Source organism: Paraburkholderia sp. JPY419 (assembly GCF_050435705.1).
In the GTDB taxonomy this organism is placed as follows: Bacteria; Pseudomonadota; Gammaproteobacteria; order Burkholderiales; family Burkholderiaceae; genus Paraburkholderia; species Paraburkholderia youngii.
On the sequence record NZ_JBNDKV010000001.1, the window covers coordinates 112,929 to 125,590 of the forward strand.

Annotated in this window: 9 protein-coding genes and 1 pseudogene; 6 read left to right on the forward strand and 4 right to left on the reverse strand. The window is 60.4% G+C overall.

Annotated elements, in window-relative coordinates:
• Positions 1-370: 370 nt before the first annotated feature.
• Together QFZ91_RS00520 and QFZ91_RS00525 are read right to left on the reverse strand one after the other, a co-directional pair.
• Positions 371-1,345 (reverse strand): ParB/RepB/Spo0J family partition protein, encoded by a 975-nt coding sequence (locus QFZ91_RS00520; protein WP_176121516.1) that lies wholly within the window; start codon positions 1,343-1,345, stop codon positions 371-373.
• Positions 1,342-2,553 carry a ParA family protein gene (locus QFZ91_RS00525; RefSeq protein WP_429565854.1) on the reverse strand — a complete coding sequence of 404 codons (1,212 nt, stop codon included), beginning with the start codon at positions 2,551-2,553 and terminating at the stop codon, positions 1,342-1,344. Before QFZ91_RS00525 ends, QFZ91_RS00520 begins: the two co-directional genes overlap by 4 nt.
• Before the next feature lie 1,047 nt (positions 2,554-3,600).
• Between QFZ91_RS00525 and QFZ91_RS00530 the strand changes: the two genes are divergently transcribed.
• Positions 3,601-5,004 (forward strand): replication initiation protein, encoded by a 1,404-nt coding sequence (locus QFZ91_RS00530; protein ID WP_176121653.1) that lies wholly within the window; start codon positions 3,601-3,603, stop codon positions 5,002-5,004.
• A 125-nt stretch (positions 5,005-5,129) separates the two neighbouring features.
• Here the strand turns inward: QFZ91_RS00530 and QFZ91_RS00535 are convergent, their stop codons facing one another.
• Both QFZ91_RS00535 and QFZ91_RS00540 read right to left on the reverse strand, forming a co-directional pair.
• Positions 5,130-6,626: a GntP family permease gene (locus tag QFZ91_RS00535; RefSeq protein WP_429565855.1), complete on the reverse strand. Its 1,497-nt coding sequence runs from the start codon at positions 6,624-6,626 to the stop codon at positions 5,130-5,132.
• A gap of 2 nt (positions 6,627-6,628) precedes the next feature.
• On the reverse strand, positions 6,629-7,672 hold the full coding sequence (locus QFZ91_RS00540; RefSeq protein ID WP_429565856.1) for a patatin-like phospholipase family protein: 1,044 nt from the start codon (positions 7,670-7,672) through the stop codon (positions 6,629-6,631).
• Between the two features lie 562 nt (positions 7,673-8,234).
• Here QFZ91_RS00540 and QFZ91_RS00545 point away from each other — a divergent pair.
• From QFZ91_RS00545 to QFZ91_RS00565, 5 genes and pseudogenes are all read left to right on the forward strand, one after another.
• Complete coding sequence (locus QFZ91_RS00545) at positions 8,235-8,606, forward strand: GFA family protein (RefSeq protein WP_429565857.1); 372 nt, start codon at positions 8,235-8,237, stop codon at positions 8,604-8,606.
• Complete coding sequence (locus QFZ91_RS00550; protein ID WP_429565858.1) at positions 8,603-8,725, forward strand: hypothetical protein; 123 nt, start codon at positions 8,603-8,605, stop codon at positions 8,723-8,725. Before QFZ91_RS00545 ends, QFZ91_RS00550 begins: the two co-directional genes overlap by 4 nt.
• Before the next feature lie 7 nt (positions 8,726-8,732).
• The gene (locus QFZ91_RS00555; RefSeq protein ID WP_429565859.1) at positions 8,733-9,473 is read left to right on the forward strand and encodes a response regulator; all 741 of its coding nucleotides are present in this window, start codon (positions 8,733-8,735) and stop codon (positions 9,471-9,473) included.
• The gene (locus tag QFZ91_RS00560) at positions 9,470-10,813 is read left to right on the forward strand and encodes an ATP-binding protein (RefSeq protein ID WP_429565860.1); all 1,344 of its coding nucleotides are present in this window, start codon (positions 9,470-9,472) and stop codon (positions 10,811-10,813) included. The genes QFZ91_RS00555 and QFZ91_RS00560 overlap by 4 nt, the downstream gene beginning before the upstream one ends.
• A gap of 377 nt (positions 10,814-11,190) precedes the next feature.
• Positions 11,191-12,613 (forward strand): annotated as a pseudogene (locus QFZ91_RS00565) (basic amino acid/polyamine antiporter).
• Positions 12,614-12,662 lie beyond the last annotated feature (49 nt).

Below are 12,662 nucleotides of genomic sequence, written 5' to 3' on the forward strand. Positions count from 1 at the left end.
CAGCGAGTCGGTCGAAGCCAGCTCCCGGATTGCCTCATAAATCCCGAGCCAATTGCGAGCTCGCTCATGTTCAGCATCTGACCAGCAACCCGCTCTTGCAAGATTGCCCCGCGAAGGCGCTACTACGCGAATCTCCCCGTGAACCGCCCAAGGCGCAATGAATGTTCGTCCGCACGGGGCGGCGCTCTGATATCGACGTCGGTTTCCGCCGGCAAGAGTGTCTAGAGTCTAGACACTCGGATGGACGCTGATGCGTGGCAGCTTAGAGAGTGTCTAGACTCTAGACACTCTCTAAGCTCGGACCATTTTGATTGGCCGAAAAAAAGCCCGCACTTGGCGGGCCTTTCTACGCTACGAACCAGACATCAAATCAACTCGTTTTTGGCTGCGACTGAAACATCTGTCCGATCAACTGTCGTATCTGAACTTCTTGCGCCTCGGTGATCACCCCGGTCTTGATCTTGATCGTGAAATTGCTGACATCCTTCGTGATGCTACCAGCGTGCTCCCGCCCCGCGAAAAACTTCTCGATGCTGCGTCCGCTGGTACCAGCCGACGTCGTCTGCCGGGTCGCCAAGGCAGTGATTGCCGCCGCGACCTTGCCTTGATCCATTTCGCCTCTCACCAACAGCGGCCAAATTTCACGAGCCGCTCTAACCCCATCCTCCCCGTGCTTTTTGATGGCCGCCCCGATTGCTTGCGCAGCAGTCCCGCCCAATAGTCGCGGTTGAATATCGAGATCTTTCTTGATGAAGTCCGGCAGATTATCGAACGATAAGAACTGGTACAGACCCGCCCGAGACAAGCCCATCGCTTCCGCCAGTCGCTTGCGATTCGGAAACTCCGCTTCCGATCGACGGATCGCAACGCCGATTTCATAGTCAGTAAGGTCGTCGCGGCTGATGTTTTCGACCATCGCCAGCACGGCCATATCCGAGTCGGAGCAATCCGCGACGACTGCCTTGATTGTGTCCTGCCCCAGCATCTTGTGCGCACGCCAACGCCGTTCACCAGCGACGATCTGATAGTCGTCGGCGACACGACGGACCACGATCGGCTGCATCAGCCCAACTTCCCGGATCGACTCCGCTAGCTCGGCCAACTTTGCTTCGTTGAACACGCGGCGCGGCTGCCACGGGTTCGGCAAGATACCCGCAACCGGCAGTTGCGAGGCAACGCCGGTCGATTCCAATTCCTGCACGCGAAGCTGCGCAACGGCCAGCGCGCCGGCAAGGCCGGGCGCCGTTTGCGTGCGGTTGCTGCGCTTCACCTCGTCCTCGTTGATCGACGAAGTTTTGCGAATGCCGGACGTCTTGGCCAGCAACTGTTCTCGCATATTGCTCATTGCGCGTTCCTCCATTTTTCCGAATAGATCTCGTCGATCCAGCGACAGTAATCGACGAGAGGCTGCCGCACGCGTTGCAGCGACTTGGCCGCGCTGTGATTGCTGCTAATGTCGAAGACGGTCGAGAACGCCAACGCCCCGGTGCTCATCACCGAGCTCGCCGGTACCTCGATCGAATGCAACCAGTTTTCGTACGCGCTTTGCGCCCACGCACGTACGATCGGCGCCGACGAGTTCCGCCCATAATCGACCCGCGATAACACCAGCGACACAAAGTCGTATTTCTTTTCCTTCTCGAATTTGATGAAGCTTTTGGACACGTCTGAGAAGAGTCGCCAGAACGACAGCGAACTGATGAAGTCCAGGTTTTCCGGCACCATCGGCATCACCATGGCATCCGCGGCCATCAGCGCGTTCAGATTGAGGTACGACAGCGACGGCGACGTATCCATCAGAATGTAGTCGTACTTCTTGCGCAGCGGCTCGAGCCCTTGACGAAGCACGGTCCAGAAACGAAAACCTGGCCGAACCTTTTGCATCGCTGGCAGATGGAACTCTGCTCCGATCAGTTCCGTATGCGCAGGAATCACGTCGATGCCATCCCAGTACGTCGACTGAATCCGACCCTCGAGGCCGCCCTCGATGTCCTGGTCGTAGACATACGGCAACACCGTATCTTCAGGCGACACGTCTTTTTCCGCGTACAGTCCGCACAGTTCCGAGAGCGACGCCTGCGGATCGAGATCGACCACCAACACTTTCCGCCCCCGTAGCGACAGCCCTTGGGCAAGGCACATCGTCGTAGTCGTCTTGGCGGAACCCCCTTTGAGCTGCGCGGTGATAATGATCTTCCCGTCTGGTTCCTTCAGACGAGTGACCAGTGGAGTCTGGTAGATGTCGGAAATCTTTTGTACCCAGATCCGCGCTTCTTCCAGTGTGAAGGTCCGGGTACGGCCCGTGCCGGCCGCCGTGCCCGAAGGCAGTTCGCCGTCGCCTTTTGTTGCGAGATACTGAACCTGCGAGTGCGAGATGTTGCACATCTCGGCAATTTCGCCAGTCTTGAAGACGGGAGCCGTTTTTCGAGGACGTGGAGCCAGAATCGTGTCACGCAGCTCATTAGTGAAAATGGTGACTTTTTCTGCGAACTCACTGATCTGCTCAAAGTGAACGGTTCGGTCTACGGCAGGAAGTTGGCTCGTTCTGACCATTCTGAGGTTTATCCATAAAATTCCAGAAACCTCAGAATACAGGAAATACTTGAAAATAGCTTTTTAAATTACTGTTTTAATGTAGATTTTCTGAAAATTTCCATGTTTTCACTGCGTTTTCGGTAGCGGAACTGTCGTCGAAACGAAACAGGCCCAGAAACACCGCGTGCTCGAAGGCACAAATGACCTCACCTTCCCTCGTAATAGGGCCAGCCGACTCGGCGAACTTGCTCAATACTTAAGCACCGGGTGAGGTCATTTGTGCACTCTCTCATTTCCGCGAAGCCCACTCCGGCGAATTGCAGCACAACGGACCTCACCATTATCAGTTTTGTCGCCACCTTCCGGCGAGCACTCCGTCCGCTTGCAGCACAAAAGCACAATCAACCTCACCTAGCACCGCTGATTTCCCCCGGCGACAGGCGGCCAGCCCGAGCCCAGCATGTTACCAATCCTTGCAGATCACCGTGAAAGCACAACCAACCTCACCTTGTTGACGCACCCGTCCATAAGCTCCCAGGCATCGCACAATCGACCTCACCATGCTGCATTGCGCAATCTTTCCGCCAATTTGCTATGTGGTCCTAGTTGGTAGGTTTTTTTAAACCGAGAACAAACCTACAAACCTACATACCAAAACGATATTCAATTCATTCAAAGACTTAGGTCTGAAAAGGTGAGGTGTGTTGTGTCGAAGGTGAGGTTCGCTGTGCTGAGAGGTGCGGTTGGCTGTGCAGCAAGGTGAGACCAGTTCCCCACCAAGGTGCGGTTCCATGTCTTTGACTGTGCGTCGAATTCCGAAGGTGAGGTGGGTTGTGCATCTGCAGGAAATGAAGGTCGGATGGGCCGTCCCATCAGGCTTCGCCGCGCGGAAGTCCCTCTAGCAAGGTGAGGTTGCTTGTGTAGATGGTGAGGTTCTGTGTGCCAAATCGCGGAATGGGCGAAAAAGCGGCCACCGCCGCCGTCGTTGCGATGGTGAGGTTCTGTGTGTTGACAGCTCACCACCGCATGCTTACAGTCCCGGGAGCTAAAAAGTGGATGAAGAACATGGCCGCGGACAATCCGGAAGAGGGCAAGTCGAAAGCGACGTCACGCCAGATGGCGCTCGCGCTGTTCGAAGACATGTTCGATCAGGGATTGCGCATCAACGAGGCCAATCGCGAGATCGGTTATCAGCGCAACGATTTCTTCACCGAGATCGTCAACATGGGACTGCCGGCGCGGCGTTTTCTCGATGCCGCGTACTTCATCGTCGCGCAGGAGCCCGAGCAACGCGATCAGTACGACGTCGAACTCAACTACTTCAAGTGGCTGATGCGCTACGATAGCCGCAACCTGAAGCATTTGCGCACGATCGCCGACGAAGCTCAGAACGCGAAAGTCCGCGTGACGAATACGCCCGCGGACCGCGATCCCAATGAAGACGACCTGTGGGTGCAGGTCCAACTGATCGGTATGGTCGGCTTTCATCGCGGGCGTATGCGTTTCGACGTCCATCCACGGCTCGTGCCGCATATCCGCGATCCGCAGAAATCTCACTGGCTGAGCTTGCGCATTTCCACCGCGTTCACGCGCAGTCTCGCGCGCGCGATCTACGACAAGGTTTTGCCCAACGTTCCCGCAGGACGCACCGACTGGATCCAGCTCGAGGAAATGCGCAACTGGCCCGGCAAAATGGGCGCGAACGCCGCCATCTTCAAATACTTCAAGCGCGATTGGCTCGAACCGGCGGTGCGCGAGATCAACGAAGTGTCGGACGTCGAGATGTCCTACGAGACGCGAACTGAATCCACCACGTCGAAGAAAATCGACCGCATCCGCTTCCTGCTCAAGCGTAAGGACACAGCCGACGCGGTACTCGCGAGCCTCGCCGACGCGAGCCATCTGTACAAGATTCTCACCGACGAGTTCGGGCTGTCGACCAAGCAGTTCAGCGAGATTTCGGAGAACCGCGAACTGTGGACCGACGAACGCATTCAGCAGGCCGTCGAATACACGCGTTTCAGAATCAAGCGCGGCCAGGTCAAGAAGAGTCCCGCGGGCTATCTGATGCGCGCGCTACGCGACAACTGGAAGATCTCCGACGCCGAGCGCACGATGGTCGACGTGCAAGCCAAACTGCTCGCGGACGAGGCGCAGGAACAGGCAGCCAAGACCGAAACGAGAAAGACCCTGGCGAACAGCATCGCGACGCGTGAAGAAGAAGTGCGTGCGCGCATGAACGAGGATTCGCGCAAGGGCCGCGATCATTTCAACGCCGCGGATGCGAAGACGCGCAAGGAACTGATGCATGCGTGGACGACATCGCGCGAAGGCAAGCTGATGCTGCGTCGGATGAAGCTCGAACCGTCGACGGTCACCGAAGATGCGATCCTCGCGAATACGGAGCTGGTCTGGTATCTGGGGCAGTTCGTGTTCGGCCGGATGAATGCGGCGCGCGCGGCAGCGTGAAGTGAGCGGCTAGTCAGCAGGCAAGCAATCCAGACTCGGCCGAGCAGCAACAGGAAAGGGGTCTTGCACTGACGAACAGCAACGTCAGCGCAAGACCCCTCGATACTTTAGAAAGCACAAAACCCTCAGAACGTGCCAAGCAGCGAGCCCAGCACGATCACCACAACCAGCGCGAGCAACGCGCCGAGAATCGCGACCATCACGATATCGCGATAGCTCTCACGATGGTTCGAGCCGCATACCGCAAGCAGCGTCACGACCGCGCCGTTGTGCGGCAGGCTATCGAGTGTCCCGGAGGACATCACGGCGACCCGATGCAGCAGCGCCGGGTCGATGCCGTGTTGCGCGGCCAGTTGAAGATAGGTGCCGCCGAGCGCGTCGAGCGCGATCGTGAGACCGCCTGAAGCCGAACCGGTCAATCCCGCGAGCAGGTTCGTGGCGACCGCGAGCGATACTAGCGGACCACCGCCGACGCCGAGCACCCATTCGCGCACGAGCGCGAACGCGGGCAACGCGGCAATCACCGCGCCATAGCCGACCAGACTGCCGACGTTGAGCACAGGCAGCACCGATGCATTCGCGCCCGCGTCCATCGTCTCGCGCAGCGCCGGCAGGCGGCGCCGATTGAGCAGCACGAGCACCACGATCGCGACGACGAGCGCCACGCACACGCCCCACACTCCGGCGACTGCCGAAAGCGACGTCTCACCCCAACGGACTTCGGCCAGATAGTCCGCGTCGATGCGCGGCAGCACGATCACGTTCATCACGAAGTTCGTCAGCACGACGAGCACGAGCGGCGCGAGCGCGACGCCGAACGACGGCAGATCCTCGCTGAGGTGCCCGCGTTTCGCTTCCTCCGGATCGAAACTCTGCGAGACGCTCGCGCGTTCGCGCACGAGGTTGTCGCTGGCCGACGCCCTGGTGGATTTCACCGCCGCGTTGAGTCCGTCGAATCCTTCGTTGGCCGCCTTCGCGCGCGATTGCTGCAAGGACAACCACCACAGCCCGAACGCCACCATCACGATACTCGCGACGATGCCGAGCCCGGGCGCCGCAAACGGCGTCGTACCAAAGAACGGCATCGGGATCGCGTTCTGGATCGCCGGTGTGCCCGGCAGCGCGGACATCGTGAACGTCTGCGTGCCGAGCGCGATCGCGGCCGGCATCAGACGGCGCGGGATATCGGCGGCCTGGAATAGGGCGGTGGCCATCGGCGCGAGCACGAAGAACGCGACGAAGAGGCTGACACCGCCATAGGTGACGAGCGCGCCACCGATCACGACGGCGAGAATCGCCCGATGCGCGCCAAGCTTCTCCGTCATGTAACTGGCGATCGCCTTCACGGAGCCGCTGTCTTCCATCAGCTTGCCGAACAGTGCGCCGAGCAGGAACAACGGGAAGAACTGCGCGAGAAAGCGCGCGGCGCTGAGCATGAAGGTCTGGGTCCAGTGCGCGAGAATCGGTTCGCCCGAAATCGCGGCGGCCAGCATCGCGGCGAACGGCGCGAGCAGCAGCACGGTCCAGCCGCGGTATGCGAAGGCGATCAGCAGCGCGAGACTCGCGAGCATGCCAAAGAGTCCGAGACCGATCGCGAGCGGGGACACGGTGATGACTTCCATGGTCAGACTCCCTCGAGCAACGCGTCGAGATCCAGCGAGGAGCGCACGCCGATCGAATCGGCGTGCTCGATGAGGAACGCGTCCGCGGCGCGTCGGCCTTCGTCGCGCAGCATCGTCAGAAAGCTCCACTCGGCGTTCAGTTTCGACGAGTAGCCGAGTTCGGTCATCAGCTCGCTCGAGATCCGATGGATCCGCATCGCCGCCCAGTGGCGGCCTTCGTCGCTGCCGGCGTCCGCGGCGCGCCGCAGCAGCGCGATCATGCGCAGCTCTTTCAGCAGCGGCGCATTGAAGGCGACTTCGTTCAGGCGGCTGATGATGTCGCGCGCGGTGCGTGGTGTTTCATCCCGCACGACGGGATTGACCTGGATCAGCAGCGTATCGCTCGACGTGCATTCGCGTACCAGCGGCGTGATGGTCGGATTTCCGGCGTAGCCGCCGTCCCAGTAGTACTCACCGTCTATCTGCACGGCCTGGAACAGCGTGGGCAGGCAGCCGGAGGCGAGCAGCACGTCGGGCGTCAGGTCGCCATTGCGAAACACACGCGCCTGTCCCGTGCGCACGCGCGTCGCTGTGATGAACAGCTTGATCGGCGCGTCGCGCAGATGCCCGAAATCGATCGAGTCCTGCAGAATCTTCGCCAGCGGATGGACGCCGCGCGGGTTCAGGTCGTACGGAGAAAACACCCGCGCCGCGAGGTCCATCGCGATGAAGAACGGCGAGTAGTCGAGCGTCCAGCGGCCCATCAACACGTCGAACGGGCTGCGGCGAAACGGGCTGTACACCGACGCTTCGAATACTCGCCGCCAGAACGCTTCGAGCGCGGCGCGCGCGCCGGCCGCGCCACCCACCTGGTAGCCGCTTACCAGCACCGCGGCGTTCATCGCGCCAGCCGACGTACCCGATATCCCTTCGATCTGCAGCCACGACTCTTCGAGCAAACGGTCGAGGACGCCCCATGTAAAAGCACCGTGCGAACCGCCACCCTGCAATGCGAGATCGATAAGGGCGGGTTCGCGGCGAGAAGGTTGGTTTTTTCTTGCAGCCAAGACGACTCCCGTGATGAGGAGTGCTCCATTTCGAGCTGACGCCGCATGCGCGGCGGACGAATGAACTGCTGGCCAATGCTTTGAATTACCGAATGACGTGAGGCGTGTTTCAGAGGTGAAGCATCGCACTGCACCATTGGTATTGGAAGTGGCTAGTGATTAAAAGTCAAGCGTATTCGAGGCGCCGCGCGATTGTGCCTGGCAATGCCGGCCAGTCAGGCGGGACAGAGAAAGCCGGTTGGTCACGCCGAGGCCAAAAACAGCGTGTAAGGAGGCCGGCTGGCCCGCCCCGCCGAGGCGCTCACATAATCATGGATAAGCGGAGTATCTTTGCAGGGGGAGCGCGACAATGCGGCGGCAATGAATCAACCCGCATTATCCATTTTGCGCGTGCCGCTTAAATGCTAATTCGCGCGCGCTTAAACTTCGCTGTTTCGCCTTGCGCCAATTGCCACGGCTTATTGCAATGTAATGTATCGTCTTGGCGGCCGGATACATTACGACATAATTCGACTGATGAACCAGGCTATAAAGCAGGCATCGTCAAATCACGGAGATCACCATGAGCGCCGGGTTGCTGCAAGGGTCCTGTCACTGCGGGGCCGTCAAGTTCGAAGTTCGCACCGAAATCGTTCCCGCCGGCCGCTGCAACTGCAGCCTGTGCCGCCGCAAGGGCGCGCTGATGACGCCGCTCTTTCCCGCCAGTCAACTGAAGCTTCTGAGCGGCGAGGATTCGCTGACGCTGTACCAGTTCAACACGAAGGTCGCGAAACACTACTTCTGCAAGCACTGCGGCATCTATCCTTTCCATCAGACGCGCAAGGATCCGCTGCAATGGCGCGTCAATATCGGCTGCCTCGACGGGGTCGATCCTTATGCGCTCGAAGCCAGCGTGGCCGACGGCGCGAGTCTTTCCGTGCTGGAGGACGCATGAAACGCCTGTTTGCCATCGCCGTGTTCCTCGTGGGCGGCTTCGCGGCGGAACTCGCGCATCCGTTGCAGTGTTCACTGATCCAATCGAGCGGCGTGCAACTCAAACGCCGCGGCGGATAATCCGTCGATGGAAACCTCCGACCACGTACTGATCGTCGACGACGATCGCGGTATCCGCGAACTGCTCGCGGGATACCTCGAGAAAAACGGCGTGCGCGTCACGCTCGCGGCCAATGGCCGCCAGATGCGCGCCGCGCTCGAGAACGGCGCGCCCGACCTGATCGTGCTCGACCTGATGCTGCCCGGCGAAGACGGCCTCGTGCTGTGCCGCGAGCTGCGCGCGGGCAAGTTCCGCACGGTGCCGATTCTGATGCTGACGGCGCGCAGCGAGGAAGCGGACCGGATCGTCGGGCTCGAAATGGGTGCCGACGATTACCTGACCAAACCGTTCGCCGCACGCGAGCTGCTCGCGCGAATCCGCTCGGTGCTGCGCCGCGCGCGCATGCTGCCGCCCGGCATGGAGGTGACGGAGTCGGCGCCGATGCTGTGCTTCGGCGACTGGCGGCTCGACACGACCGCGCGCCATCTGCTCGACGCGGACGGCACCGAAGTGGCGTTGAGCGGCGCGGAGTACCGTCTGTTGCGCGTGTTTCTCGATCACCCGCAGCGCGTGCTCACGCGCGACCAGCTGCTGAACCTGACTCAGGGACGCCAGGCCGATCCGTTCGACCGCTCGATCGATCTGATGGTGAGCCGCCTGCGTCAGCGTCTGCGCGACGGCGCGCGCGAGCCGCGCTACATCAAGACGCTGCGCAGCGAGGGCTACGTGTTTTCGGCAGCGGTCACCGCGATCGGAGATCCGCAATGAGCGTATCTGTGTCACCGTCGTTGCTGCGCTGGCCGCATTGGCCGCGCACGCTGTTCGCGCGGCTCGCGGTGATTCTGTTCGTCGGGCTCGCGCTCGCGCAGGCGCTGTCGTTCTGGCTCACGATGACCGAGCGCGACCAGACGATGACCAACATCATGATGGGCTACATCGAGCGTGAGGTGGCGAGCTCGGTCGCGCTGCTCGACCATCTGCCGCCCGACGAACGCGCCCAGTGGCTGCCGCGCCTTGCGCGGCGCAGCTACGAGTTCGTGCTCGGCCCGGGCGTGGCCGGCGCACCGGTCGACGCAAGCCTGTCGGCGCGCGTCGCGCAATCGATCGGCGACGGCATCGGCACGCGCTATCCGTTGACCGTCAACGCGGTACCCGGCGATCGCGAGCGTCTGCAGGTGCACCTGAAACTGAGCGACGGCACGCCGCTCACCATCGACCTGCGGCCGATGCCCGGCGCACCGTTGTCGCGCTGGCTGCCGCTCGTGCTGACGCTGCAATTGCTCGTGCTCGGCGCCTGCTGCTGGCTGGCGGTGCGGCTCGCGACGCGCCCGCTGAATCAGCTCGCAGTCGCGGCCGACACGCTCGGCCCCGACCTGAAGGCCGACCGTCTGCCCGAAGCCGGTCCGTCCGAAGTGGCGCGCGCCGCGCGCGCGTTCAACGCGATGCAGGATCGGATCGCCACGTACATGACCGAGCGCATGCAGATTCTCGCTGCGATTTCGCACGATCTGCAGACGCCGATCACGCGCATGCGTCTGCGCGTCGACACGATGGACGACGACAGCGAAGCCGCGAAGCTGCGCCAGGACCTGCAGGAAATGGAGGCGCTGGTCAAGGAAGGGGTCACCTATGCGCGCACGATGCACGGCACGACCGAAGTGCCGCGCCGCATCGATCCCGATGCACTGTTCGATAGCCTCGTCTGCGATTACGTGGACGCCGGCCAGCAAGTGTCGCTGCAGGGCCAGTTCGGCCAGTCGCTGAGGTTGCGTCCACAGGCGTTGAAGCGCATCGTCGGCAATCTGGTCGATAACGCGCTGAGGTACGCCGGCGCCGCGCAGATCCAGATCGGCGCGTTGCACGATGGCGAGGCGACCGTGTCGGTGCTCGATCGCGGTCCCGGCATTCCGGCCGAGTCGCTGGAGACGGTGTTCGAGCCGTTCGTGCGACTCGAAGATTCGCGCAATCGTCAAACGGGCGGCACGGGGCTGGGGCTCGCGATCGCGCGGCAACTCGCGCTCGCGATGGATGCGACGCTCACGCTGCACAACCGCGTTGGCGGTGGCCTCGAAGCGCGGCTGACGTTGAGGAAGTTGCGCGAGTCATAGTTGGACCCAAAACCCGCCACTGCGAGATCGTCATCAGGTTTGGACCATTGATGACGTTCGCGCGTCATTCCGAGCTGTCGCTCAGCTGCTTATCAGTAGTTCTGAGCGACCACATTTTCAGCTCGCTTCAGCGATTCCCCATCATTCGAGAAAACCGCGTTGGTGATGCGACACGTCGCATCATTGTTAAATCATCGATATTGAATGCGACTTATCGATGCACGCGGCGATAAATTGACAAACGTCAACGGACAGACCATTCTTTTCGTGTGGTGGTTGCAGAGTAACGCGGCTGATCGATAGCAAGATTGGCCGAGAGACACGTTTCGTTCGAATCTGATTACAGATCCGTGTTGGGTCACTAAAAAGGAATCCGAATGGCGTCCACTCCACAAAAGCTTTCAAAAATGCAACTCACCGGGATGGTCGTGGGCGGCATGGTCGGAGCCGGGATATTTTCCCTACCGCGTACCTTCGCCGACGCCACCGGTCCGCTGGGCGCCCTGATCGCATGGCTGATTGCGGGCACGGGCATGTATATGCTGGCGCGCGTGTTTCAGACGCTGGCGGAAAGAAAGCCAGAACTGGACGCCGGCGTGTTTGCGTATGCGAGAGCGGGCTTTGGCGACTATCCGGGCTTTCTTTCCGCATTTGGCTACTGGATCAGCAGTTGTATCGGCAATGTTTCTTACTGGGTGCTGATCAAGTCCACACTCGGCGCATTTTTTCCGGTGTTCGGCGACGGTAATACGGTCGTCGCGATCGTCGTTGCTTCGATCGGCATCTGGCTATTTCATTACATGATCCTGAAAGGCGTGCAGCAGGCGGCCTTCATCAACAGTATTGTTACGGTCGCCAAGATCATTCCGATTCTGGTGTTCATTCTGATCCTGTTGTTCGGCTTTCGGATGGATCTGTTCCAGGCCAACCTCTACGGCGGCGGTCTCGAAGGCAATATCTTCGAGCAGGTGCGGGCCACGATGCTGGTCACCGTGTTCGTGTTTATCGGCATCGAAGGGGCGAGCGTTTATTCCCGTTATGCAAAGAAGCGCTCCGACGTCGGGCAATCGACGATATTCGGCTTCGTCGTCGTCACCTCGCTGATGGTGCTCGTGACGATGCTGCCTTATGCGGTGCTCGAGCGCGTGGACATTGCGGCGATGCGGCAGCCGTCGATGTCTGCGGTGCTCGAAGCGGTGGTCGGTCACTGGGGCGCCGTTTTCGTCAGCATAGGTCTGCTGATTTCGGTGCTCGGCGCTTATCTGGCCTGGTCGTTGATCTGCGCCGAAGTGTTGTTCTCGGCGGCGAGGACCGAAGACATGCCTGCGATCTTCGGCAAGGAAAACATCAACAAGACGCCGGCTAATGCATTGTGGCTGACCAACATCGTGGTGCAGTTGCTCGTCATCAGCACGTACTTCTCGCGTGATGCATTCGCGCTGATGTTGAATCTGACGAGCGCGATGTCGTTGATTCCGTACCTGCTCGTCGCGCTGTTCGGATGCATGAACGCGAATCGCGGCGACGGTTACGACCTTCGCGCCGACGAGCGCCGGCGCGACCTGATCATGGCCGCGATCGCCGTGATCTATACCGCATTCATGATCTTCGCGGGCGGCCTGAAGTTCATTCTGCTTGCCGCGGTGCTGTACGCGCCCGGCACAGCTCTTTATTTTTGGGCGCGACGAGAGCAGAGCAAGAACGTCTTCATCATTTCCGATTGGTTCATCTTTACCGTCATCGTCATTGGCGCGATCATCCGGCATCTACGCCCTCGTAACCGGAAGGATCACAATCTAATGACATCAGATTGATCAGAGTGGGTCACCACTGATATTCAGGAGGTCAT

Bases quoted from the DNA above. Each gene is read 5' to 3' on its own strand.
- QFZ91_RS00520 (WP_176121516.1), bottom strand. From the start codon at position 1,345: ATGAGCAATATGCGAGAACAGTTGCTGGCCAAGACGTCCGGCATTCGC.
- QFZ91_RS00525 (WP_429565854.1), bottom strand. From the start codon at position 2,553: ATGGTCAGAACGAGCCAACTTCCTGCCGTAGACCGAACCGTTCACTTT.
- QFZ91_RS00530 (WP_176121653.1), top strand. From the start codon at position 3,601: ATGGCCGCGGACAATCCGGAAGAGGGCAAGTCGAAAGCGACGTCACGC.
- QFZ91_RS00535 (WP_429565855.1), bottom strand. From the start codon at position 6,626: ATGGAAGTCATCACCGTGTCCCCGCTCGCGATCGGTCTCGGACTCTTT.
- QFZ91_RS00545 (WP_429565857.1), top strand. From the start codon at position 8,235: ATGAGCGCCGGGTTGCTGCAAGGGTCCTGTCACTGCGGGGCCGTCAAG.
- QFZ91_RS00550 (WP_429565858.1), top strand. From the start codon at position 8,603: ATGAAACGCCTGTTTGCCATCGCCGTGTTCCTCGTGGGCGGCTTCGCG.
- QFZ91_RS00555 (WP_429565859.1), top strand. From the start codon at position 8,733: ATGGAAACCTCCGACCACGTACTGATCGTCGACGACGATCGCGGTATC.
- QFZ91_RS00560 (WP_429565860.1), top strand. From the start codon at position 9,470: ATGAGCGTATCTGTGTCACCGTCGTTGCTGCGCTGGCCGCATTGGCCG.